The 21741-nt window shown below is 68.5% G+C and carries 21 protein-coding genes; 11 read left to right on the plus strand and 10 right to left on the minus strand.

The window, feature by feature from the left end; all coding sequences use genetic code 11:
* Nucleotides 1-34: 34 nt before the first annotated feature.
* Nucleotides 35-400 (minus strand): translation initiation factor Sui1, encoded by a 366-nt coding sequence (locus DFW101_RS10620; RefSeq protein WP_009181517.1) that lies wholly within the window; start codon nucleotides 398-400, stop codon nucleotides 35-37.
* Nucleotides 401-521: 121 nt separating this feature from the next.
* On the opposite strand from DFW101_RS10620, the gene DFW101_RS10625 reads away from it, so the two are divergent.
* The 3 genes from DFW101_RS10625 (at nucleotide 522) to DFW101_RS10635 (ending at nucleotide 2318) form a co-directional block, all read left to right on the plus strand.
* The gene (locus DFW101_RS10625) at nucleotides 522-1457 is read left to right on the plus strand and encodes an HPP family protein (protein WP_009181518.1); all 936 of its coding nucleotides are present in this window, start codon (nucleotides 522-524) and stop codon (nucleotides 1455-1457) included.
* 85 nt (nucleotides 1458-1542) lie between these two features.
* A complete protein-coding gene (locus DFW101_RS10630) occupies nucleotides 1543-1824 on the plus strand; it encodes a type II toxin-antitoxin system TacA family antitoxin (RefSeq protein WP_009181519.1) in 282 nt (93 codons plus the stop codon).
* Nucleotides 1821-2318, plus strand: coding sequence for a GNAT family N-acetyltransferase (locus DFW101_RS10635; protein ID WP_009181520.1), 498 nt, complete (start codon nucleotides 1821-1823; stop codon nucleotides 2316-2318). Before DFW101_RS10630 ends, DFW101_RS10635 begins: the two co-directional genes overlap by 4 nt.
* A gap of 5 nt (nucleotides 2319-2323) precedes the next feature.
* Here DFW101_RS10635 and DFW101_RS10640 read toward each other — a convergent pair whose 3' ends face one another.
* Nucleotides 2324-3199: a DMT family transporter gene (locus DFW101_RS10640; protein ID WP_009181521.1), complete on the minus strand. Its 876-nt coding sequence runs from the start codon at nucleotides 3197-3199 to the stop codon at nucleotides 2324-2326.
* Between the two features lie 304 nt (nucleotides 3200-3503).
* Here DFW101_RS10640 and DFW101_RS10645 point away from each other — a divergent pair, with 304 nt between their 5' ends.
* Together DFW101_RS10645 and DFW101_RS10650 are read left to right on the plus strand one after the other, a co-directional pair.
* Nucleotides 3504-4982 carry a DEAD/DEAH box helicase gene (locus DFW101_RS10645; RefSeq protein WP_009181522.1) on the plus strand — a complete coding sequence of 493 codons (1479 nt, stop codon included), beginning with the start codon at nucleotides 3504-3506 and terminating at the stop codon, nucleotides 4980-4982.
* Nucleotides 4983-5161: 179 nt separating this feature from the next.
* Nucleotides 5162-5872 carry a Fic family protein gene (locus DFW101_RS10650; RefSeq protein WP_043642852.1) on the plus strand — a complete coding sequence of 237 codons (711 nt, stop codon included), beginning with the start codon at nucleotides 5162-5164 and terminating at the stop codon, nucleotides 5870-5872.
* A gap of 100 nt (nucleotides 5873-5972) precedes the next feature.
* Here DFW101_RS10650 and tatA read toward each other — a convergent pair whose 3' ends face one another.
* The 4 genes from tatA to tpx all read right to left on the minus strand — a co-directional run bounded on the left by tatA (nucleotide 5973) and on the right by tpx (nucleotide 8698).
* Entirely contained in the window at nucleotides 5973-6191 is a 219-nt protein-coding gene (gene tatA, locus DFW101_RS10655) for a twin-arginine translocase TatA/TatE family subunit (RefSeq protein ID WP_009181524.1), read from the minus strand.
* Between the two features lie 110 nt (nucleotides 6192-6301).
* Nucleotides 6302-7408 carry a redox-regulated ATPase YchF gene (gene ychF / locus DFW101_RS10660; protein ID WP_009181525.1) on the minus strand — a complete coding sequence of 369 codons (1107 nt, stop codon included), beginning with the start codon at nucleotides 7406-7408 and terminating at the stop codon, nucleotides 6302-6304.
* A 102-nt stretch (nucleotides 7409-7510) separates the two neighbouring features.
* Nucleotides 7511-8143 (minus strand): YajG family lipoprotein, encoded by a 633-nt coding sequence (locus DFW101_RS10665; RefSeq protein ID WP_009181526.1) that lies wholly within the window; start codon nucleotides 8141-8143, stop codon nucleotides 7511-7513.
* Nucleotides 8144-8182: 39 nt separating this feature from the next.
* Nucleotides 8183-8698 (minus strand): thiol peroxidase, encoded by a 516-nt coding sequence (tpx, locus tag DFW101_RS10670; RefSeq protein WP_009181527.1) that lies wholly within the window; start codon nucleotides 8696-8698, stop codon nucleotides 8183-8185.
* Nucleotides 8699-8994: 296 nt separating this feature from the next.
* On the opposite strand from tpx, the gene DFW101_RS10675 reads away from it, so the two are divergent.
* Complete coding sequence (locus DFW101_RS10675) at nucleotides 8995-9654, plus strand: M15 family metallopeptidase (protein WP_009181528.1); 660 nt, start codon at nucleotides 8995-8997, stop codon at nucleotides 9652-9654.
* Here DFW101_RS10675 and DFW101_RS10680 read toward each other — a convergent pair.
* Together DFW101_RS10680 and DFW101_RS10685 are read right to left on the minus strand one after the other, a co-directional pair.
* Nucleotides 9647-12247 carry a PAS domain-containing sensor histidine kinase gene (locus DFW101_RS10680; protein ID WP_009181529.1) on the minus strand — a complete coding sequence of 867 codons (2601 nt, stop codon included), beginning with the start codon at nucleotides 12245-12247 and terminating at the stop codon, nucleotides 9647-9649. The two genes, DFW101_RS10675 and DFW101_RS10680, sit on opposite strands and share 8 nt — an antisense overlap.
* Entirely contained in the window at nucleotides 12201-12839 is a 639-nt protein-coding gene (locus DFW101_RS10685; protein ID WP_009181530.1) for a hypothetical protein, read from the minus strand. The genes DFW101_RS10680 and DFW101_RS10685 overlap by 47 nt, the downstream gene beginning before the upstream one ends.
* 155 nt (nucleotides 12840-12994) lie before the next feature.
* Between DFW101_RS10685 and DFW101_RS10690 the strand changes: the two genes are divergently transcribed.
* Nucleotides 12995-14251, plus strand: a complete 1257-nt coding sequence (locus DFW101_RS10690) for a response regulator (RefSeq protein ID WP_009181531.1) — start codon at nucleotides 12995-12997, stop codon at nucleotides 14249-14251.
* A gap of 206 nt (nucleotides 14252-14457) precedes the next feature.
* On the opposite strand, the gene DFW101_RS10695 is transcribed toward DFW101_RS10690, so the two are convergent.
* Complete coding sequence (locus DFW101_RS10695; protein WP_009181532.1) at nucleotides 14458-15489, minus strand: DnaJ domain-containing protein; 1032 nt, start codon at nucleotides 15487-15489, stop codon at nucleotides 14458-14460.
* Between the two features lie 346 nt (nucleotides 15490-15835).
* On the opposite strand from DFW101_RS10695, the gene DFW101_RS10700 reads away from it, so the two are divergent.
* Together DFW101_RS10700 and DFW101_RS10705 are read left to right on the plus strand one after the other, a co-directional pair.
* Nucleotides 15836-16303 (plus strand): chemotaxis protein CheX, encoded by a 468-nt coding sequence (locus tag DFW101_RS10700; RefSeq protein ID WP_009107041.1) that lies wholly within the window; start codon nucleotides 15836-15838, stop codon nucleotides 16301-16303.
* A gap of 114 nt (nucleotides 16304-16417) precedes the next feature.
* Entirely contained in the window at nucleotides 16418-18406 is a 1989-nt protein-coding gene (locus tag DFW101_RS10705) for a protein-disulfide reductase DsbD family protein (protein WP_009181533.1), read from the plus strand.
* A 217-nt stretch (nucleotides 18407-18623) separates the two neighbouring features.
* Here DFW101_RS10705 and DFW101_RS10710 read toward each other — a convergent pair whose 3' ends face one another.
* A complete protein-coding gene (locus DFW101_RS10710; protein ID WP_009181534.1) occupies nucleotides 18624-19712 on the minus strand; it encodes a D-alanyl-D-alanine carboxypeptidase family protein in 1089 nt (362 codons plus the stop codon).
* Nucleotides 19713-19963: 251 nt separating this feature from the next.
* Between DFW101_RS10710 and DFW101_RS19810 the strand changes: the two genes are divergently transcribed.
* A complete protein-coding gene (locus DFW101_RS19810; protein WP_009181535.1) occupies nucleotides 19964-20125 on the plus strand; it encodes a hypothetical protein in 162 nt (53 codons plus the stop codon).
* 10 nt (nucleotides 20126-20135) lie between these two features.
* Nucleotides 20136-21644 (plus strand): sensor histidine kinase, encoded by a 1509-nt coding sequence (locus DFW101_RS10715; RefSeq protein WP_009181536.1) that lies wholly within the window; start codon nucleotides 20136-20138, stop codon nucleotides 21642-21644.
* Nucleotides 21645-21741 lie beyond the last annotated feature (97 nt).

The following is a 21741-nucleotide window of genomic DNA, read 5'->3' on the forward strand; positions in this document are numbered from 1 at the left end:
CCCCTGCCGGGGCGCCGTGGACCGCACGTCCGGTTCAGCCGCCGGCCAGCTTGACGCGGTAGCCGCGTTTTTCCAACTCCTTGGCCAGAAGCTCCCGATGGTCGCCCTGGATCTCCACCACCCCGTCCTTGACCGTGCCCCCGGCCCCGCACCGCTTGCGGAGCTCCCCGGCCAGGGCCTCGAGGGCGGCCGGAGCCAGGGGCAGGCCCGTGACCACGGATACGCCCTTGCCCTTTCGCCCCTTGGTTTCCCGGGAGATCCGCACGATGCCGTCGCCCTTTGGCCCGGCTTTCGGCTGGCCGCAGGCGCACTGCCCGGCCGGACGGCCGCAGCCCGGGCAGAGCGCGCCCCGGTCCGTGGAATAGACGGGAACGGAATTGCTGTTCTTGGATGACGCCATGAAACCTCCTGCGCCGATTTGACGGAAAGTAAAAAATCCCGGACCATCCTCCGCCCCGGGACACCGCCGCGCCAGGCGGGCGGGCCTGGCCCGAAACCTCGTCCCGGGCAGGATGGCCGCCATGACCTACAGCAAGATGGAATGCCTGACCATGCTGCTCGTCGTCTGCATGGTCGCGTTCGGCGAATACGCGGGCATCCGGGACACCATCTTCCCGGAGATCGCGGCCCTGGCCTTCGGGGCCTGGGTGATGGAGGAGCGGCCCTGGCCCGGGGCCGCCTGGACCATCTGGCTCTCGCCGACCCTGGGGGCGGCGACCGGCGTCCTGCTCCTTCGGACCCTGCCCGTTTCCCTGGTGGCCCTGGTCGGCATCGCCTTTGTCTTTGTCCTGCTCGAACTGAAGCTTTTCCGCTCGGCCATGTCCCCGTCCTTCTCAGCGGCCATCCTGCCGATCATCACCCGCATCGACAGCTGGGCCTACCCCGTGGCCGTCTGCGTCATGACCGCGGCCATCGCCCTGGTGAGCCAGGCCGGCGACCGGAAAAAGGGCCGGCCCGGGGACGCGCCCCTGCCGCCGCCAGGCCGGCCGGCCCACGCCTCGGCCGCCGCGGAATGGCGGCATTACGGCAAGCTTCTTTTCTTCATCCTGCTTGTGGCCCTTTTTTCCACCACCTGGGGCGGGCTCTACATGATGGCCCCGCCGCTGATCGTGGCCTTTGTCGAGCTGGCCCACCCGGGAGGGGCCTTGCGCCAAAAGTCCATGCCCCGGCTGCTGTTGCTCCTGTCCGCCTGCGCCCTGGCCGGCACGGCCTGGATGGCGGTGGTGGTGCGCCTTTTTTCCGGGCCGCTGTGGCTGGCGGCCGGGCTGTCCGTGGCCACGGCCTTTGCCGTGGCCAGGCGCCTGCACCTGTCCTCGCCGCCGGCCCTGGCCCTGGCCCTTTTGCCGACCATCCTGCCGCAGGAGGTTCTTTACCTCTACCCGCTGCACATCCTGGTCGGCAGCGCCATCTTCATCGTCCTCGGCCAGGTCTGGTTCAAGCCGGCGGCAGCGGCCTGAGCCGGCCGGCGGCGCGGTGGCCTCTCTTTCCGGAGAGAACCCGCCTCCTTGACGCCATACGGCATTTTGCCGTACAAGTCAGCCCATGGAACGCCACACCCCCACCGCCCGTCTGGAAGCCCGCCTGCCGCGCGAGGTGCACGCGCTTTTAAAGCGCGCCGCCGACCTGCAAGGCCGGTCCCTGACCGATTTCGTGGTCGCGGCCGCCAGCGAGGCCGCGCGCAAGACCATCGAGGATATGGAGATCCTCCGGCTTGCGGCCGCAGACCAACGCCTTGTGGCCGAAGCCCTGCTCACCCCGCCCGAGCCCGCGCCGGCCCTGGTCCGGGCCTTTGCGCGGCACGGCCGGACGGTCGACCCGGAGTGAGACTCCGCATCCGGGCACTGGACGGCGCCCACGACCGCACCGCTTTTCAGTGCGGCGAACCGGCCCTGGACCGCTACTTGCGCGAACAAGCCGCCCAGGACTGCAGGCGGCACATCGCCAACTGTTTCGTCGCCCTGGACGGGGACGCGGTGGCCGGCTTCTATACCCTTTCAAGCGCCAGCATCCCCCTGCCCGACGTGCCGGAAGAGCTGGCCCGCCGCCTGCCCCGGTATCCGGTCCTGCCGGCCATCCGTCTCGGCCGGCTGGCCGTGGCTTCCCGGCTCCAGGGCACGGGCTGCGGCGCGCTCCTCCTGGCCGACGCCCTGAAACGCTGCCTGCGGGCCGAGGCCGCGGCCTTCGCCGTGCTGGTGGAAGCCAAGCACGAACAAGCGGCCGCCTTCTACCGCCACCACGGCTTCCTCGACCTGCCGAGCCGCCCGCTGACCCTCTTTCTGCCCCTGGCGACGATCAAAAAAGCCCTGCCCCAGGAGTGATCCCGTCACCGCCCCACGCGCTGCACCCCGAGCCCGGCCAGAATCAACCCCAACCCGGCCACCGTGGACGGCAAAATGGCCTCGCCGACCAGGAAGTGGATGAGGATCAGCGACAAAAACGGCGAGAGGAAGATGAGGTTGGCCACCCGGGCCGCGTTTTCGGCGTGGCGCAGGGCGGAAAGCCAGGTGACGAAGGCCAGGCCCATCTCGAAGACGCCGACATAGGCCGCGCCGGCCAAACCCTCCCAGGAACCCGGCCAGGGATCGGAAAAACACAGGACCGCGAGCAACGTCAGGGGCAGGCTGCACAGGAAATTGGCGAGAAGCCCCACCACCGGGTCGCGGTCGTCCCTGGCCCCGAGAATCCAGTAGAGGGCCCAGACCACCGTGGACACCAGGGCCAGGACCACGCCGGACAGGCTGGCGAACCGCAGGCCGAACACGTCGCCGTGGGTGGCGATGACCACCACCCCGGCATAGCTGACGACCAGGGCCAGCAGGTCCTTTTTTCGCAGCTTCTGGCCGAGGAGCGGCACGGCCAGAAGCGACAGGGTGATGGCCCAGGTGTAGTTGAGGGGCTGGGCCTCCTGGGCCGGGAGCAGGTCGTAGGCGGCGAAAAGGATGGTGTAGTAAAGAAAAGGATTGAGGGCCCCCAGGAGGAACGACCGCCGCCATTGGGCCCGGGTCAGCTGCCGCAGGCCGCCGAGGCGGCCCTGGAAAAAAAGCACCAGCCCCAACACCAGGCACGACGCCAGGCTGGCGTAGAAAAGAAGCTGGAGCGGCGCCAGATGGGCCAGGGACAGCTTGAAGGCCGTGGCCACCGTCGCCCACATGGCCACGGTGGCCAGCCCGTACCGCGTGGCCTTTTTCTGGTCTTTCATGCCCGATCCCCTCTGGAGAACGGTAGCCCGGCCGAAGAAAAAAACCAAGTTGCCGGCCAGCCTGTTGACAAGCCGCCAAAAGCCCGTATCTTCCCCGTTGCTTCTGTATCGGCCAAGAGGTGATGTCTTCGCGACGCGGCCCCGCTGCAAGCCTGTCGCCCTTCCTTCGGACGCTCTCCCCGCCGATGGCCACTGGCCCCGATCTTCCGATCCTGACTCGGCCCGCAGCTTCCGTTTCTCGATTTTACGATCGCCTCCGCGCGCGGTTTTGTTGCGCGGGTCACCCTTGTCAAAGGATATTCTTTTGAGCTTCGACTCTTTTTGCCTTCATGCGACCATCACCGAAAACATCAAGCGCCTCGGCTACGAAAACCCGACCCCCATCCAGGCGGAAGCCATTCCGCATGTGACCGAAGGCCGCGACCTGATGGGCCTGGCCCAGACCGGCACCGGCAAGACCGCCGCCTTCCTTTTGCCGATCATCCACCGGCTCATGACCACCAAGTCCGAAAAGCGCGGCGTGCGCGCGCTGATCCTGGCCCCCACCCGGGAGCTGGCCGAACAGATCTACCGCGCCGGCCTCGACCTCGGCCGGGGCACGCGCCTGCGGGCCGCCGTCATCTACGGCGGCGTGGGCATGTTTCCCCAGACCCGGGCCCTGCGCCAGGGCGTGGACATCATCGTGGCCTGCCCGGGACGCCTCCTTGACCACATGAACCAGGGCAACGTCCGCTTCGACGCCCTGGAGACCCTCGTCCTCGACGAGGCCGACCACATGTTCGACATGGGCTTTCTGCCGGACATCAAGCGCATCCTGTCGGCCCTGCCGAGCGAGCGCCAGACGCTTTTGTTCTCGGCCACCATGCCCCCGGCCATCAGCGGCCTGGCCCACGAGACCCTGACCGACCCGGTCACGGTCCGCATCGGCCACATGGCCCCGTTGTCCACGGTCGAACACGCCATCTACCCGATTTCCCACACCCAGAAGGCGCCGCTCCTGCTCCACCTGCTCGAAGAGGCCGGCAAGCAGTCGGTCATCGTCTTCACCCGGACCAAGCACCGGGCCAAGAACCTGGCCCTGCAGCTGTGCCGCTCCGGCCACAAGGCCACCTGCCTGCAAGGCAACCTGTCCCAGCGCCAGCGCCAGATCGCCATGGACGGCTTCCGCCGCGGCTCCTTCCAGGTGCTCGTGGCCACGGACATCGCCGCCCGGGGCATCGACGTGTCCCAGGTCGGCCACGTGGTCAACTTCGACATTCCGGACACGGCCGAGGCCTACACCCACCGCATCGGCCGCACCGGCCGGGCCGAACACGAGGGCCAGGCCCACACCTTCGTCACCGGCGAGGACATGGGCATGGTCCGGGCCATCGAGTCCCACATGAAAAAGCCCTTGCCCCGTCGCGAAGTCGAAGGCTTCGAGCCCGATCCGTCGGAATTCCGCCGCTCCTACGCCCCGGCTCCCCGCTACCCCGCCCGGGGCCGGCAGGGCGGCTACGGCGGACGTCCCCAGCAGGGCGGCTACCGGGGCCAGGGCGACCGCGCCCGCTCCTCGGATCGCCCCCAGGGCGAGCGCTCCTTCTCCGAACGTCCCCAGGGTGACCGGCCGCGCGACGACCGGGCCCGGCCCGACACCCGCACCGAACGGCCCCGCCAGGAACGGCCGCAAGCCGCCCGTTCCCACGGCAACGACGGCCGCTCCACCTTCGGCCTGTCCCGCGAGCAGGGCGACCGGCAAGGCGGCCAGCGCCCCCGCCGCCCGGCCCAGGGCAACGCCGCCTAGCCAGGCGAAACCGCCTCCCAAACAACACGCAAAGCCGCCCCGGACATGTCCGGGGCGGCTTTTTCATGGGCCCCGCCACCCGTCGCCGCCGCCATGGACATTGTCCCGGACTTGCGGCAAATCCCCTGGACCGGACGCGCCGGCCGGATTAGGAGTGGGAGGATGCACGGATCATGGCCATGAGCAGCCACAAACAATACCGCCTCGATCTCGACCGCATCGAGGCCTCGCTGCGCGAAGTCAAAAACAACTTCGAGGCCTTAAACGAAGAACTGCTCATGCGCCGCGAGCCGCTCACCGACCAGATCATCGGCAACCTGCTCGAAGGCTATGCCTACGTGGACCAGCTCCTGGAAGACCGGGTGGAAATCTTCTCCCCGTCCGGCGTGGACCACATCCTGGAACTCAACCACCTGGTCCTTTGCGGCTCGAACGCCCGGGTCCGCCTGGAATACGGCCCGCACCTGCTCGAAACCCGCCGCCGCTTCGCCGCGGGCATCGACGAGATCGCCGACTGGTACGAACGCAAGCGCCACAAGTCCGCCACCCGCCGGGCGGCCGGGGTCTACGTGCTCTCGGTCAGCCAGCCGCAACTGTTCCTCGAAGGCAACCACCGGACAGGCGCCCTGGTCGCCAGCTACATCCTGGTCCAGGAAGGCCTGCCGCCCTTTGTCCTGACGCCCAAAAACGCGGTGGCCTACTTCAACCCCTCGACGCTCATCAAATACCGGCACAAGGAAAAGTTCCTCGACCGCCAGTATTACCTGAAGAAATACCGCCGGGGACTCCAGGAATTCCTCGAGGAAACCCTCGACAAACGGTTCCGGCGCACCCTGCGCCTCGACAAGGACAAGGCCGAAGCCAAATCCCCGCCCCTGGCCCCTGCCTAGGGTCGCGTCCAGGAAAAAGCACATGCTTTTTCCTGGAGAACCATCCAAGCCAATTCCTTTTGCTTGGAAAATGCCGGCGTATTTTTCAAGGGGCGCAACCCTAGGCCGCCGGACCGGCCTTGTCGGGCACCGCCTGCGGGGCCGGCTTCTCCGACACCGCCTCGGGCGTCACGTCATGGGCCTCCATGGCCGACTTGAACTCCCGAATCGACTTGCCCAGGTCGTGGCCCAGGTGGGCCAGCTTGCCCGGTCCGAACACGATCAGCACAACACCAAGAATCAACAGCAGATGCATCGGCTGCAACAGTCCTGAAAACATGCGGCGTCTCCCTTTTTTGCCGGACTGTAGCACCGCCGCCTCTTTGCGACATTACTCGGCGATGACAGTACGGCAAGGTTGCGTGGGAGAGGAGGAGAATATGCCTCCCCCTACACGTTGAACAGGAAGTGGACGACGTCGCCGTCGGCCATGACGTATTCCTTGCCTTCCTGGCGCAGCACGCCGGCGGCGCGGCACTTGGCCTCGGTCTGGCAACGGATGTAGTCGTCGAAGGAGATGACTTCGGCACGAATGAAGCCGCGTTCGATGTCGGAGTGGATCTGGCCGGCCGCGGCCGGGGCCTTGGCGCCGGCGGTGATGGTCCAGGCCCGGACTTCCTTGGGGCCGGCGGTGAAAAAGCTGATGAGACCGAGCGTGTGGTAGGCGAGCCGGGCGACCCGGTCGAGGCCGGATTCGGTCAGGCCGTAGGAGGCGAGAAATTCCTGGCGCTCGTCGTCGGCCAGGCCCGCCAGCTCCTCTTCCATGCGGGCGCAGACCACGACCATCTCCGCGCCCCGGGCTGCGGCCACCTGGCGGATCTTGTCCACCAACGGCGACAGGCCGTTCGGGTCGTCCTCGCCGACGTTGGCGCAGTAGATGACGCGCTTGGCGGAAAGGGGGCGGATTTCGTCAAAAAGCGCCGCCATGCCCGGACCGTCGATGTCCGGGACCGTGGAGGCCGGCTGGCCGGTCATGATGTGGTCAAGCAGCCGCTTGCCGGCCGTGACCTTATCGAGCAGATCCCGGTCTTTGCTGCCCCGGGTCTGCTTGACCAGCCGGTCCAGGCGGGATTCCAGGACCTGGGCGTCGGCCAGGATGAGCTCGGTTTCGATGACGTCGATGTCCCGGGCCGGGTCCACGTTGCCGGAAACATGGACCACGTCGTCGTCCTCGAAGGCCCGGGCCACGTGGACGATGACTTCGGTTTCGCGGATGTGGGCCAGGAATTTGTTGCCAAGGCCTTCGCCCTTGCTGGCGCCGGCCACAAGGCCGGCGATGTCGGTGAACCGGACGGTGGCCGGCACGATCTGGTCCGGATCGACGAGCCCGGCCAGGGCGTCCAGGCGGGCGTCCGGCACGGGCACGATGGCCACGTTGGGTTCGATGGTGCAGAAGGGGTAGTTGGCGGCCTGGGCGTTTTGGGCCTTGGTGAGGGCGTTGAAAAGGGTGGATTTGCCGACGTTCGGCAGACCCACGATGCCGACGGAAAGGGCCATGGGGAGGTCATCCTTTTGCGGCGGGGGTGCCGCCGGACGGGGCCGGCGGGGCGGCCGTTTCGGGACAGGGGGCCGGGACCGCCAGGGGCGGCCCCGGCCGGCTTACTTGATGTCGCGCGTGCGCAGGATGGTCTTTTCCAGGAAATGGATCAGTTCGTAATCGGAAGCCATGCGGCTTAAGGCCTTGGACACGGTCATGCTCAGAAGCTTGTCGAATTCCGGTTCCACGCCTTCGCCCGGCAACTTCCACACGGTTTCGCCCTCGTAGCGCTTGGTCATGACCTGGCCGTTGTTGTCGGCCGTGACATGGATGACGGCCACGGCCCGGGCGGCCAGCTGGCCCCCCTCCTGGGCGGGCTTGTAGGACAGCTCCCTGAGTTCCACCGTGAGGCTGCGGACCACGGATTCGTGGGCGACCGTCGGGGTGAACCCCTTGTCGCGAAGGCCCCTTTCCACGGCCGAGCGCATGGCCGGCGCCGGATCGCAGGCCGTGGTCAGCTTGCCGGTAAACGACGACGCGGGATTGCACAGACCGACTTCGGCGCTTGGCCGGGCGTCGGTCACCTTGATGGCGACCTCGACCCCGCGTCCGAGGGTCTCCTTTTCCACCACCACCGACGGCGTGACCGTGGCCTGCTGGCCGGCGCAGCCGGCAAGGACCGAGACCGCGGCCATGGCCGCAAAAAGGGCCGACGCCAGGCGGCGTCGGCTCGAAGAAAACGGAAAATGCTTCATGGTGCGTCCTGGCGGCCGCCCAGGCGGCCGGCCCCGTGTCTACAGGACCTTGCCCAGGGCCGCAAGGGCCGCGGCGTAGTCGGGTTCGTTGGTCACTTCGGGCACAAGTTCCATGTAGGCCACCTTGCGGTCCGGACCGAGGACCAGCACGGTCCGGGCCAGAAGCCGCAGCTCCTTGATGAGCAGGCCATAGGCCAGGCCGAAGGAGGTGTCGCGGTGGTCGGACAGGGTGACGATGTTGGTGACTCCGGCCGCGTCGGCCCACCGCTTCTGGGCAAAGGGCAGGTCCATGCTGACGACCAGCGCCTTGGCCTTGCCGGCCAGTCCCTCCATTTCATTGTTGAAACGCCGGGCCTCCAGATCGCACACGGCCGTGTCCAGGGAGGGCACGGCGATGAGGATGAGCCCTTTTTCCGTGAAATCGGCCAGTTTGGCCGGGGCCAGTCCATTGGTCAGGACGGTGAAGTCCGGGGCCGCGTCGCCGACGGCCACGGGATTGCCGGCCAGGGTCAGGCCGTTTCCTTGAAAGGTGACAAGACCGGTCCTCTCGCTCATTGCGTTTTCCTCCTCTTGGGGTTTCGCCGCCTGGGGCGACTGTGGCATGTTATGAACCGACCACGATTTTCCGTCAACCGGAGGGGAAAGATGCCTCCGGCGGCCGGGGGGGATCATCCCCCCCGGACCCCCCGAAAGGGTGTGGCGGAAATAGGAAGCCGAGAGTTCCCGGGGAAGGGGAAATGGCCGCGATTCTGTCCATGGGGAATGCCGCCCTGCGGGGAACGGGTTGCCACCGGCGGATGGCTTGACATCGGGCCGGGGCAGGGCATTGTCGCCCAAAAAGGAGCCTCGCCATGCACTGCCGCCGCCTCGCCCTGTTGCCCGTCCTGCTGTTGTGCGTCCTCGTTGCCGCCGCATCCTCCGTCCGGGCCGCCGGGCCGGCCACGCCCGAGGCCGCCGGCCTGGTGGACGTGACCAGGGCCGCGCCGGACGTCCGGCTCGACATCCGCTACGCCACACCGAACAACTTCACCCATGTGGCCGTGTACCCGGCCCCCCGCTGTTTCCTGCGGGCCGACGTGGCCGCCCGCCTGGCCCGGGTCCAGGCGGAGCTCGAAAAACAGGGCCTTGGCCTCAAGGTCTACGACTGCTACCGGCCGTTTTCCATCCAGAAGAAGTTCTGGGCCCTGGTGCCCAACGAAGACTGGGTGGCCAAACCCGTGGAAAAGGACGGCAAGCCGGCCTCGGGCTCCAAGCACAACCGGGGCGCGGCCGTGGACCTGACCCTGGTCGACGCTTCGGGCAACGAACTGCCCATGCCGTCCGGATTTGACGATTTCACCGAAAAGGCCCGGCGCGACTACGCCGGCGGCGACCCGGCCGCCCGGGCCAACGCCAAGCGCCTGGAAGCGGCCATGCGAAAGGAAGGGTTCGAGCCGCTGCCGACCGAATGGTGGCATTTCGACGGCCCGGGCTGGCAGGGCTACGACCTGCTCGACGCGCCGATCAACTGACGCCCTCTTCCCGGGGCTTCGGGATAAGCGGCAGGAAGACCTCGAACAGGCTTCCCCGGCCGACCTCGCTCGTCACCAGCACCGCGCCGCCGCAGCCCTTGACGATGCCGTGGACCGCCGCCAGCCCCATGCCCGTGCCCTGGCCCGGTTTTTTGGTGGTGAAAAACGGCTCGAAGATCCGCTCGCCGATGTCCGGGGCCATGCCGTGCCCGGTATCCGAGACCCAGACCCGGGCGTAGGGGCCAGGGGCCAGCCCGGCCAGGGGCAGGCCGGCCGCGATGGACGGGCCGGCCTGCCGGGGCGGCTCGGGCACGGCCGCGAGCCCCACTTCCATGACCCCGCCCCCGGGCATGGCCTGGGCGGCATTGAGGCACAGGTTCATGAGCACCTGATGGATCTGGGCCGGATCGGCCTCGATGGTCAGCGCCAGTTCCGACACCTTCGGCCGGATCTCCACCCGGGCCTCGACCATGCCCCGGGCCAGCTTGACCGTCTCCTTGACCAGCGGGGTCAAGGGCAGCGGGCCCACCGTCAGCTCCCCCTGGCGGCTAAACGTCAGCAGCTGGCGCACCAGGTCCCGTGCCCGCTCCGAGGCCCGGACCACGTCGGCCAAGGGCTTTCGCAGCGGGTCCTTCCAGGGAATGTCGGCCAGGATCATCTCGGTGTTGAGCAGGATCGGGGTCAGGATGTTGTTGAAATCGTGGGCCACGCCCCCGGCCAGGACGCCAATGGCTTCAAGCTTCTCCACCTGGCGCAGCCGCTTTTCCAGGCCCACCTCGTAGGTCATGTCGCGCACGAGCATGATGTGGTTGACGATCTGGCCCGTGGCGTCGCGCACCGGCGAGATGAGCGTTTCGGCCACGCCCTCCCCGCCCCCCGGCCGGGCCACGCGCACCCGGCCGGACCAGCGCAGGCCAAGCCCCAGCATCTTGCGCACCGATTCCCCGAGAAACGCGGCCAGAGGGGCCTCCAGGTCCAACCGGCCCGCCGTCTCCTGGCCGCCGGCGATGATCTGGGCAAAGGCCGGATTGGCGTATTCCAGGCGGAAATCCCGGCTGACGATGACCAGCCCTTCGGCGCTCTGGTCCACGGCCGAGACGAGGAGCATGCGCTCCTCCTCGGCCCGCTTGCGGTCCGTGATGTCGCGGGCCGCGCCCTCCACCCGGGCCAGCCGGCCCGACTCGTCCATGACCGCCCGGGCATTGACCGACAGCCAGGCCGTGCGGCCGTCGCGGCGCACCACCTGCATCTCGAAATCGAACACCCGGCCCTGCAGGGCGAGCAGGCGCAAGAACTCCAGCCGGTCGTCCTGCCTGGCCTGGATGCGCCGGAACAGGTCCCCCTGCTCGAGCATGACCTCCTCGGCCGATCCGTAGCCGAGGATGCGGGCCAGGGCCGGATTGCAGGCCAGCATGGTGCCGGTCGGCTCGAACTGGAAAATGCCCTCGGCCGAGTGCTCGAAGATGTCGCGGTACTTGGTCTCGCTTTTGACCAGCTCCCGCTCCATGCGCCAGTAGGCCGTGACGTCCCGGCCCATGGCCTGGTATTCGCGCACCCGCCCGGCGTCGTCGAAAATGGCCCGCACCGTCCAGTTGAGGCAAAGCTCCAGGCCGTCCGGCCGGTGGAGCAGGTGGCGGATGTCGCAGACCGGGGCCCGCGGCGACAGGGCCAGGATGCGCTGGCGCAACGCCTTGGCCTCGACCTCGGGCACCCGCTCCAGGAACGGGCCGCCCAGAAGCGCCTCCACCGGGCGGCCCGAAAACCGGGCCGCGGCCTGGTTGACGAAGATGCGGCGCAGCTCCGGGTCCAGGCGCACCACAAGCTCGGTCTGGTCCTCGACGATGGCCTGGTAGCGGCGCCGGCTGGCGTCGAGTTCCTGCTCGACCCGGCGGTGGGCCGTGGTCTCGGTCAGGGTGCTGCAAAAGGCGTCCACCTCGCCGACGGCGTTGGCCAGGGGCAGGCAGGTGGCCAGGAAGGTCTTTTCCCCGTCGCCGAAATCGATCCGGATCTCGTCCTCCTCGGCCTTGCCCCGGCGCAGGACCGAGAGGGCGACCTGCTTGAAGCGGGCGAAATTCTGCGGATCCACGGTTTCGGCCATGCCCCGGCCGACGAAATCCCCGACGCCCCGGCCGTGCAGCCGGGCAAAGGCCTCGTTGGCGTAGAGGAAGCGAAAGTCGCGGTCCGCCACGAAGGCCGCGGACGGGACGTGGTCGAGCACGCCGAACAGGCGGCTGTCGGCCACGGACGAGGCGGCCGAGGGAAAGACACACACCACCCCGGCCGGCCGCGGGCCTCGGCCCGGAAGCGGCGCGCAGCTCGCCTCGGCGGTGACCGCGGCCTGTCCCGTGTCCAGGGGACAGGCCGGACACGGCGCGTGGCGGCCGAAAAGGACCTCGTGGCAGGCCGGACCGTCCAGGCCGCCAAGCCTGGCCCGGCCGGCCACGTTGCCGCGCACGAACCCGCGCGTTTCCCCGAGCACCGCCACGCCATCGGCCAGCCCCTCGACCAGGGTCCGGACCGGCTCCCGGCTGAGGGCCCCTTCGCCCTCACTGGCGAGAGAAAGAGCCAGCCGGATCGGAGACGCCGTCGTCATACGGCGAATACCCCTTCACAGACGGCGCCTTGGGAAGGGTCACTCCCTTGGCGGTCTTGTTTTTCTCGTACGCTTTGGAAATCTCGTCGAAATGGGCGGACTCGGGGTCGGCCAGGGCCTTGGCCGCCGGGCCGCCGTAGACAAGGGAGTAATAGCCGAGCTTGAGCGTGCCGGCGGCCGGGTCGTATTTGAGCTTGACCTTGAGGTCGCCCCGCCGCCAGCGCAGGACCTCGACCCCGTTTTCCACGGCAACGGCCGGCTTGCCGAAATCGGCCGAAAGCCGCCGGGCCATCTCGTCCCGGGACACCAGGCCGTCGAGCCGCACGTAGGCCGCGAAAAGCCGCCCCCCGGCAAAGCCGTAGAAGACCGCCGGCGCCTGGCCGTTTATCCGATACCGCTCGTTCAGGTTGACGGCGTATTCCACGTCGCCCACGGTTTTAAGCGTCATAAACGACCCGAGCTTGGCCCGCTCGCTCCCGAATGGCAGGCCGCCAAACCCCTCGGCCTGGCGGGCCTCGGCCGCCGCACCGCTCCCCAGCACCACAAGCGCCGCCGCCAGCGCCGCCATGAGCGTCCAGACTCCCCCGCGCATACCGCCTCCTTTGCTCCCGCTTTGGGACACCCTACCGTCGCGCAAGCGAGAAACGCAAGACACCTCGGGAAAATACCATGGTCGGCGACTGGCTTTTTGCGCGGGCCGGGACTATACGAAAACCGTACAGCGACATTCCCTTCGGTCGCCTATCCATGGAAAAAGTACTCATCGTCGAAGACAGCAAGGTCTTTGCCCGAATCCTCATCCGCAAGATAGAAGATGAGCTCTTTTTCGACGCCTGCTGGGCCTCCAATTTCGAGGAAGCCCGCTATCTCCTTGAAGAAAATCCGGACAACAACACCTTCTTCGTGGCCCTGCTCGATCTGCACCTGCCCGATGCCGCCGACGGGCGCATCGTGGACTACGTCATTTCCAAGGGCATTCCGTCCATCGTCTTCACCGGCGACGTGGAATCCGAGGTCCGCGACCGCATCTGGGCCAAGAAAGTCGTGGACTACGTATCCAAGGAATCGCCCGACAGCCTCGATTACCTGTGTTCGCTGGTCCGCCGCATTTCGCTCAACAAGTTCGTCAACATCCTCGTGGTCGACGACTCCTCCACCGTGCGCAACCATCTGGTGCGCCTCCTGACCGCCCACGAATTCATCGTCCACGAGGCCGACGACGGGGCCTGCGCCCTGGCGGTCCTCGAACGCCACCCCGAAATCAAGGTCGTCATCGCCGACTACTTCATGCCCGGCATGGACGGCGTGGAACTCACCCGGCGCGTGCGGCGGCGCCGCCGCAAGGACGAACTGGCCGTCATCGGCATCTCGGCCTACGGCAACACCATCCTCTCGGCCCGGTTCATCAAGAACGGGGCCAACGATTTCTTGAACAAGCCCTTCTCCAGCGAGGAATTCTACTGCCGCGTCACCCAGAACCTGGAAATGCTCGAATACATCCAGAAGCTCCGGGAAACCTCCATCCGCGACCCCCTGACCAGCCTGTACAACCGACGCCACTTCTTCGAAGCCGCCAAGGACCTCCACGGCCGCCTGACCCGGGGCGAGGAACCCATGACGCTGGCCATGCTCGACATCGACCACTTCAAAAAGGTCAACGACACCTACGGCCACGCCGTGGGCGACGAAGTCCTCAAGCACGTGGCCCACGGCCTCGGCAACCGCTTCCGGGGCCACGACGTGGTCGCCCGGCTCGGCGGCGAGGAATTCTGCGTCCTGGCCACGGGCATGGAAGGCGAGCAGGCCCTGGCCGTCTTCAACGACCTGCGCAACAGCATCGAACGGTCCAAGGCCAAGGCCGGCAAGACCGCCGTCGGCGTCACCATCAGCATTGGCCTGTGCGACAAGCCGCTTGGCTCCGTCGACGCCATGCTCGCCGCCGCCGACGCCGCCCTCTACAAAGCCAAGCGCACCGGCCGCAACAAGGTCGTGCGCGCCGAGTAGAGGGAGACGGGAAGAGAAGAGAAGATGCCTCCGGCGGTCGGGGGGCGTCACGCCCCCCGGACCCCCCCGAACGGGGGGGCGGGAGTGTGGGAAGCGGGTGCGGGGGTGGTCGTTGGCGGGTGTGGGACGTGTGGCCAAAGGAACCGGGCCGGCGTATCGGGCGGGTCCGCGGGAAGTCCTTCCGGCCGCCAGCTCTTTCGCTGGCCCTACACCGCCCAGGCGGCGCTGGCGCGGCGGGGGCCGGCGCAAAAGCGCATGGCCAGCTCGTAGGCCACGTTGACGTCCTTCATGGCTTCCTCGTCGCCGCCGAGATCGGGGTGGTAGAGGCGGGCCATGTGGCGGTAGGCGACTTTGAGTTCATCGACGGTGCAGGGGTAGTCGAGGCAGAGGATGTCGTAGGCGCACTTGAGGTTCATGCCGCTGCGCCGGGCCATCTGCCGGGCCCGGGACTGGCGGTCCTGGTCCAGGCGGAAACCGGCGGCGCGGGCGGTGGTCCGGGCGTGGGTCCGCGAGGACGCGCCGGCGCCGGCCGCAGCCTGGCCGGCGGCCGGTCCCTGGCGGGCCTCGCGTTCGGCGCCGGCGGCGGAGGCGCGAAAGGTGCTTTCGGCCCGGGGGCGCTCACGGCCGGCCTGGCCGCCCGGGGCCTGGGTCCGCGAGGACGTGGGGCCGGCCCGGAATGTCCGGCCCTCGTTCGGCCGGGCCTGTTCGCCGGCGCCGGCCTGGGGGCGGGAGCGGGCGTTTTCCGAAGCGGCCTCGGGTCCGGGCGTGGGGCGGGAGGCGCGGCCCGGGCCGGTTTCGGCGCGGGTGTCGGCATTTTGGCGCGCCCGGGCCCGGAACCAGTCCGAGCCGCCGGTTCCGGCCGCATGGGGACGGCCGGCGGCGCCCGTGGCATGGGAGGCATGGGCCCGGCCGGCGGTGGCGCTTCCCCCGGCGGCCGAGGGGCCGGCCTGCTGGGTCCGCTGGCCGTGGGCCGTGTGGGCGGAGGCCTTGGCCTCGGCCCGAAACCGGGTGTCCTTGGCGCCGAAGCGGCCCGGACCGGTGGCATCGGCGGCGGCGGCGAAGCCCCGGTCGCCGTGGCGGGCCATCTTCAGGTTCCTGAGCACTTCCTGCAAATGGACCAGGATGTCCTGCAGGATGTTGCGCGTGCGGTTGAGCTGGATTTCCAGGGCCTGCCAGTCCGTGCCGCCGTAGGCGGTCTTGGCGCCGCAGCCCCCTTGTCCTTGCGTCTGCCTGTGCATGGTTGCCGTCCGCGCTCCCTCGGTGAAACCGCCAACGCGCCCCCGAGATCCGGACCAGGAACACGCAACGACTTGGTATCTCAAGGTTTTCCAAAGAAAACCAGCCCCTTGCCCTATCCCTTCTACTGAATCCCCTGACCCAACGCAAGGCGTATTTCCCGGCCCGCCCGGGCCGGCCCCGGGGACGGATTTTCCCGATCCGGCGGGGAAAACGTATTTTCCGCCCCGGCCCGGCCGGGCCGGCCGCCCCTAGTGACAGGCCCCGACGTTTTGATGTAGGACATTGCGCCATACGACATATGCTGCCTCGCGGCCGAAGCGCCCTGCGAGCAATCCGAGGAAGCCCATGAAACCGACCGACGCCGAAGTCGCCAAGCCCTTTGTCGACGCCACCAAGCACGTCCTGACCATGATGGCGCAGCTCGACCCCAAGCCTGGCAAGCCCTATGTCAAAAAGGCCGGCGCGGCGGCGGGCGACGTCTCGGCCGTGGTCGGCCTGACCGGCGACCGCAACGGCAGCATCTCCATCAGCTTCTCCAAGAAGTGTGCCATCGCGGTGGTGAAAAACATGCTCGGCGACGACATCGCCGACATCATCCAGGACGCCAAGGACGCGGTGGGCGAGATCACCAACATGATCTCGGGCCAGGCCCGGGCGGGCCTCAGCCAGCTTGGCCTGAACCTCTCCTCCTCCACGCCCACGGTCATTTTTGGCGACAACCACACCATCAGCCACATCACCAGCGGACCCGTGGTGGCCATCCCCTTTTCCACGGAATTCGGGGACTTCACCCTGGAGTTCTGCTTCGAGTGACCGCCCGCACCGCCCGGCGTCCGGGCCGGGCCCCCGGCCGGCCGGCCAGGCGGCCAAGGACCGTTGCCATGGCCACTGTCCCCTCCACCCTGTCCCTCCTCCGGCACACGTCGCATGCGTTTTCCTGACGTTTTTTCCCTCGGCCCGATGCGTTCCCTGACGCTTGCCGCCGCGCTTCTGGCCTGTCTGCTCGGCGCCTGGACCCCGGCCCGGGCCACGCCCGCCGCGTCGGCCGGGCCCCAGGCCGTGGCCGCAAGCGCCGGCGAGGAGCAGCTGCCGGCCAGCCTGGAAACCGCCCTCTACCGGCTGCCCAAGGGCGACCCCTCGGGCCAGGTCCTGGCCGTCCTGACCCTGGCCTCGGCCCCGGGCTGGCACGCCTACGCCGTGGGCCCGGCCGAGTCCGGCCAGTCGGCCCAGGCCACGCTCCATGCCGGCGCCGTCGCTGCCCTGGCCCTCTTTCCGCCGGGCACGCCCCAGCCGGACGCCTTTGAGCCGGAAAAGACCGTGCTCGTCTACCAGGGCCTGACCCCGATCTTCGTGCCGGTCACCGAGGCCATGCGCCAGGAGCCGGCCCTGGCCGGACAGGTCAAGGTCTTTTCCTGCTCGGACACCAGCTGCTGGCCCTCCACCCTGCCGGTCTCCATCCCCCTGGCCGGCCGCGATCCGGCCGAACTGCCCCCGGCCGAGGCCGCCTCGTGGTGGCCGCTTTTCTCGGCCCTTCGAAACGCCGCCCTGGCCATGCCCCAGGCCACCTGCCCGGAACCGGCCCTGCCGTCCCTGGCCCGGCCCCAGGCCGCGCCGCCCCCGGCAGCCGAGCCGGCCGAGGCCGCCCCGCCGCCGCAACTGACGCCCCGGTCGTTCACCCCGGCCCTGGAGGTTTCGGGACTCTTCAAGGCGGCGCTCCTCGCCTTTGTGGCCGGCCTGATCCTCAACTTCATGCCCTGCGTCCTGCCCGTGGTCAGCTTGAAGCTCTCGAGCCTGCTGGCCATCAGCGGCGAGGAGGGCCGGCAGGAGCGGCGGCGCATCCTGCGCGAGCACAATTTCTTTTTCGCCCTGGGGATTGTGGTCTATTTCCTGTTTCTGAGCTTTCTGCTCGGCGCCTTTGGCCTGGCCTGGGGCGAGATGTTCCAGTCGGCCGCCCTGGCCATCGTGGTGACGGTGATCCTTTTCGCCCTGTCGCTGAGCCTTTTCGGTGTCTTCCACCTGCCGGTGGTGGATCTCAAGATCTCTTCCGGCGGCCGGGGGCACACCCGGCGCGGCGCTTTTTTGACAGGCGTCCTGACCACGCTGCTGGCCACGCCCTGCAGCGGCCCGTTTCTGGGCGGCGTCCTGGCCTGGACCCTGCTCCAGCCCCTGCCGGTCGTCATGACGGTCTTCGCCGCCATCGGCTGCGGCATGGCCTCGCCCTACGCCGTGCTGGCCATCTGGCCGCGTCTGGTCCGGTTCCTGCCCCGGCCCGGGGCCTGGATGCAGGGGCTCGAGAAGGGCATGGCCTTTCTCCTGGCCGCCACCTGCCTCTATTTCCTGGCGCTCCTGCCGCCCGGCCGCCTGCTGCCGGCCCTGGCCGCCCTGTGGGCCACGGCCCTCGGGGCCTTTCTCCTCGGCCGGGGGGCCCATCTGTCGAGCAGCCCCCTGCGCCGCATGGTCATGACGCTCCTGGCCCTGGCGGTCACCGCCGCGGGCCTGGCCTTTGCCCTGACCTTCACGCCGCCGGCCGAGGCCGAGTGGGTGGCCTACACCCCCAAGGCCTTTGAGGAGCGGCTGGGCCGCGACAACCTGGTCCTCGACTTCACGGCCGACTGGTGCCCGACCTGCAAGCTCCTGGAGCGCACGGTCCTGACCTCGGCCCGGGTGGCCCAGTGGGCGTCCAGGCGCAAGGCCGTGTTCATGAAGGTGGACCTGACGCGCCAGACGCCCGAAGCCATGGCCCTCCTGCGGGCCCTCGGCAGCCAGTCCATCCCGGTGGCCGCCTTTTTCCCGGCCGGCAGGGACGCCACCTCCCCGGTGGTCCTTCGCGACCTCTACACGGCCGGCCAGTTCGAAGAGGCCCTGGACGAGGCCTTCGGCGGCCCGGCCACGCCCCCAAGCCCGGCCGCGCCGTAGCGTTCCCTCCGCCTTTTTTGCGCATTCCCGGCCCTCTGCGGGCTCACGCCTCTTCCCACCCTGCGAACCCGCGAGGTCGGCCCGCCCTTGGCGACGCCCCCCGGCTGCTCCACGGGCCGGCGGCGGCACTGCCTCTCGCCTCCGGCCCCGTCTTCCGATCCGCAAAAAAAAGGAGCGCCCAGCGGACGCTCCCGTAAAATCCGTTGTCCCGCCGGCGCTACTGGGCGGCGGTCGCCTCCGGCTGCGGGACCGGACGGGCCGCGACCACGGCCGGTGTGGTCGCCTTCCTGATCGCCGCCAGCTTGAACCCCTTGTCCAGGAGCTTGGCCGTCTCGCGCTGGCGCACCCGGGGACTGCGCGAACCGAGGACCACGGCGATGAGCCTGGTATCGCCGCGTTTGGCCGTGGCCACGATGTTGTAGCCCGAGGCGCACACGAAGCCGGTCTTCAGCCCGTCGCAGCCCTCGTAACTGGCAAGGAGCGAGTTGGCGTTGTGACGCTGGCGGTTGTTGTGGGAGAAAAACTGCAGGGAGTGGATGGAGAGCGCCTTGGGGAACTGCTCCAGGTAGGCGCTGGCCAGGCGCAGCATGTCCCGGGCCGTGGTCAGCTGGCCCTCGGCCGGCAGGCCGTTGGGGTTCATGAACACGGAGTTGCTCATGCCGAGCCGCTTGGCCGTGTCGTTCATGAGGGCCACGAAGGCGTCCACGTTGCCGCCTTCCAGGTAATCGGCCATGGCCATGCAGGCGTCGTTGGCCGAAGCCACGGCAATGCCCTTGATCATGTCCGTGACCTTGACCGATTCGCCGTTTCGCAGGCGCATGGTGGAGCCGCCCTGGGTGGCCGCCCGCTCGGACACGTCCACCACGTCCCAGGGGCGCAGCTTGCCCTGGCGGATGGCGTCGAAGATGATGTAGAGGGTCAGGATCTTGGTCAGGGAGGCCGGCGGGATCTGGAAATCGGGATTCTGCTCGTAGAGGAGTTCGCCCGTGCTGGCGTTCCAGAGCATGGCCGACTTGACGGTCAGGGCCGGCACTTCGCAGGAGCCGATGTCGCCTTCCTCGTTCTCGACATCGGCCGGGACCGGGACCACGGCCTTGCGGCCATGGCGGGCCTTTTTCGCCGGCTTCCCCTCGTGGCGGGCGACCTTGCGGACCGGGGCGGCCTTGCGGCTTTTGGCCTTGGGCCGGTCCTTCTCGGCCTGGGGGGCTTTCTTGGCCAGGGCCTGGCCGTAATCGGCCATGGGTGCGGCCAGGAGGACGAAGACAGCGAGCAGGGCGACAAGGGCGGCACGGTAAGATTGCTGCATGGGGCGGGGTTCCTCTTGCTCGACGAAAAGACGTCCGGCTCGCCCGGCCCGGCCCTGGGGCGAGGTCCGGCCCGTCGGCCGGGCAAGGCCGGCGAGGCCGCAGGCGACGACGTGAGCGCTTTTACCCGCGCCGGTGGGGAATGTCAAAAGCCCGGGCCTGGACGTTGCGCCCGGCCCGCGCTTGCCGTAGGATCACACATTGGCGGGGGCGGGGTCCTGGCCGCAATCCGCCCAACCCTGGAGCCTTTACAATGTTTCGTGCCTGTTGCACCCTGTTCCTCCTGGCCGTCTTGGCCCTCTCCGGCTGCGCCCACACGGCGCCGCTGGCCTCCAACCTGGAAGTGCGCACCACGGGCGACGCCCAGGTCTACGGCGTCTATTCGTCGCATCCCTACGGTTCCGATCGCCGCTGACACCCGCATCATGCCCGAAAATTTCGACTTCCCCGACATTCAGGAACGCCTGCTCAAGCTCGAGGAGGCGTTTGCCGACCACAACAGCTACCAGTTCAAAAAGATCCTGGCCGAGCTGCGCCGGGCGGCCAAGATGCGGGCCAACGCCGCGGCCCTGGCCCGGGCCGAGATCCTCGACTGCCGCAAGGATTGCGAGCGGACCCGCAAGCAGGCCGTGGATTTGCAAGCCAAGCTCAAGACCGTGGTCGACCGGTTCGAAGGCAGCTTCACGGCCTTCGAGAAGTTCCGCAAAGCCATCCGGGTGGTGGAAATGATGCGTGCCCACGAGGATCTGCCCGCCATCCTCGAGCGCATCAAGGACCTGTTCGGCCTGCGGGCGGTCAGCCTGCTCTTGGACGCCGGCGAGTTCGCGGCCTTCGATCCGCCGGGAGCGCGCCTGGCCGAGGCCAAGGCCATGCGCCAGGCCCTGTCCGCCCTCATGCCCGGGGCCAGGCTGCCGGGGCCGTTCATGTGCCCCATAAGCGCGGTGCCGGACCCGGAGTTTTTTTTCGGCCCCGGCTTTTGCGCCGAACGCAAGGTGCTGCTCCTTGGCTCGTGCTTCATTTCGCCGCTCAGAGACAAGTTCGGCCCCCAGCGCCTGATCGGCATCCTGAGCTTTTTCGATTCCAACCCCGACCGCTACACGAGCGAAAAGGGTTCGGAATTCGCTTCGCATTTCGCGGACATCCTCGGCTACACCATCGTTGACATCACGGACCGCAAAAAGGCCGAGCGGCTGCGCGAGGACGTGGAACGCATGACCCGCCACGACCTCAAGTCGCCGCTGACCGCGGTCTTGACCCTGCCCCAGCTCTTAAAGCGCGACGGCAACCTGACCGAGCGGCAGACCGACATGCTAAGCCTCATGCAGCACGCCGGCTACCGCATGCTCAACATGATCAACCAGTCCCTGGACCTTTTCCGCATGGAGCGCGGGGTCTACGAGCTGACCCCGGCCAAGGTGGACCTGCTGCCGATCCTCGACAACATCGCGGGCGAACTGCACGGGGTCATCGAAACCAGCGGCCTGACCCTCGATGTCGTGGTGCGCGGCCGGCCCCGCCGGCCCGAGGACGCCTTTGCCGTGCGGGGCGAGGAAATGCTCCTGTACACCATGCTCTCAAACCTCATCAAAAACGCCCTGGAAGCCGCGCCCCCCGGCAGCCGGGTGGCGGTCACCCTGGCCGAGGGCCGGTCCCTCGACGTGGCCGTGGCCAACCCCGGCGCGGTCCCGGCCCAGATCCGGCCCCACTTTTTCGACAAGTACGTGACCGCCGGCAAAAAGGACGGCACCGGCCTTGGCACCTACGGCGCAAGGCTCATCGCCGAAACCCACGGCGCCAAGATCAGCATGGACACCTCCGAAACCGCCGGCACCACGGTCACGGTCTCCTTTCCCAAGCCCCGGGTGGCGGAAAAGGCCGCCGCCGGCAACGCCTCCCCCTTCGCGTCCGCGCCGCCCCGGTCCGCGACCCGCTGACCGTTCGGCCGGGCCGCCGCCTGTCCCGGCCCGGGGGCGGTTTCTTCCGGATCCGCCTCGCGGCCCCGATCCTGGGAGGCGCGCCGGCGCGGGTGCA

This window comes from Solidesulfovibrio carbinoliphilus subsp. oakridgensis (assembly GCF_000177215.2).
Lineage (GTDB): Bacteria > Desulfobacterota > Desulfovibrionia > Desulfovibrionales > Desulfovibrionaceae > Solidesulfovibrio > Solidesulfovibrio carbinoliphilus.

Bases quoted from the DNA above. Each gene is read 5' to 3' on its own strand.
- DFW101_RS10620 (WP_009181517.1), bottom strand. From the start codon at position 400: ATGGCGTCATCCAAGAACAGCAATTCCGTTCCCGTCTATTCCACGGAC.
- DFW101_RS10625 (WP_009181518.1), top strand. From the start codon at position 522: ATGACCTACAGCAAGATGGAATGCCTGACCATGCTGCTCGTCGTCTGC.
- DFW101_RS10630 (WP_009181519.1), top strand. From the start codon at position 1,543: ATGGAACGCCACACCCCCACCGCCCGTCTGGAAGCCCGCCTGCCGCGC.
- DFW101_RS10640 (WP_009181521.1), bottom strand. From the start codon at position 3,199: ATGAAAGACCAGAAAAAGGCCACGCGGTACGGGCTGGCCACCGTGGCC.
- DFW101_RS10650 (WP_043642852.1), top strand. From the start codon at position 5,162: ATGAGCAGCCACAAACAATACCGCCTCGATCTCGACCGCATCGAGGCC.
- tatA (WP_009181524.1), bottom strand. From the start codon at position 6,191: ATGTTTTCAGGACTGTTGCAGCCGATGCATCTGCTGTTGATTCTTGGT.
- ychF (WP_009181525.1), bottom strand. From the start codon at position 7,408: ATGGCCCTTTCCGTCGGCATCGTGGGTCTGCCGAACGTCGGCAAATCC.
- DFW101_RS10665 (WP_009181526.1), bottom strand. From the start codon at position 8,143: ATGAAGCATTTTCCGTTTTCTTCGAGCCGACGCCGCCTGGCGTCGGCC.
- tpx (WP_009181527.1), bottom strand. From the start codon at position 8,698: ATGAGCGAGAGGACCGGTCTTGTCACCTTTCAAGGAAACGGCCTGACC.
- DFW101_RS10675 (WP_009181528.1), top strand. From the start codon at position 8,995: ATGCACTGCCGCCGCCTCGCCCTGTTGCCCGTCCTGCTGTTGTGCGTC.
- DFW101_RS10680 (WP_009181529.1), bottom strand. From the start codon at position 12,247: ATGACGACGGCGTCTCCGATCCGGCTGGCTCTTTCTCTCGCCAGTGAG.
- DFW101_RS10685 (WP_009181530.1), bottom strand. From the start codon at position 12,839: ATGCGCGGGGGAGTCTGGACGCTCATGGCGGCGCTGGCGGCGGCGCTT.
- DFW101_RS10690 (WP_009181531.1), top strand. From the start codon at position 12,995: ATGGAAAAAGTACTCATCGTCGAAGACAGCAAGGTCTTTGCCCGAATC.
- DFW101_RS10695 (WP_009181532.1), bottom strand. From the start codon at position 15,489: ATGCACAGGCAGACGCAAGGACAAGGGGGCTGCGGCGCCAAGACCGCC.
- DFW101_RS10700 (WP_009107041.1), top strand. From the start codon at position 15,836: ATGAAACCGACCGACGCCGAAGTCGCCAAGCCCTTTGTCGACGCCACC.
- DFW101_RS10705 (WP_009181533.1), top strand. From the start codon at position 16,418: ATGCGTTTTCCTGACGTTTTTTCCCTCGGCCCGATGCGTTCCCTGACG.
- DFW101_RS10710 (WP_009181534.1), bottom strand. From the start codon at position 19,712: ATGCAGCAATCTTACCGTGCCGCCCTTGTCGCCCTGCTCGCTGTCTTC.
- DFW101_RS19810 (WP_009181535.1), top strand. From the start codon at position 19,964: ATGTTTCGTGCCTGTTGCACCCTGTTCCTCCTGGCCGTCTTGGCCCTC.
- DFW101_RS10715 (WP_009181536.1), top strand. From the start codon at position 20,136: ATGCCCGAAAATTTCGACTTCCCCGACATTCAGGAACGCCTGCTCAAG.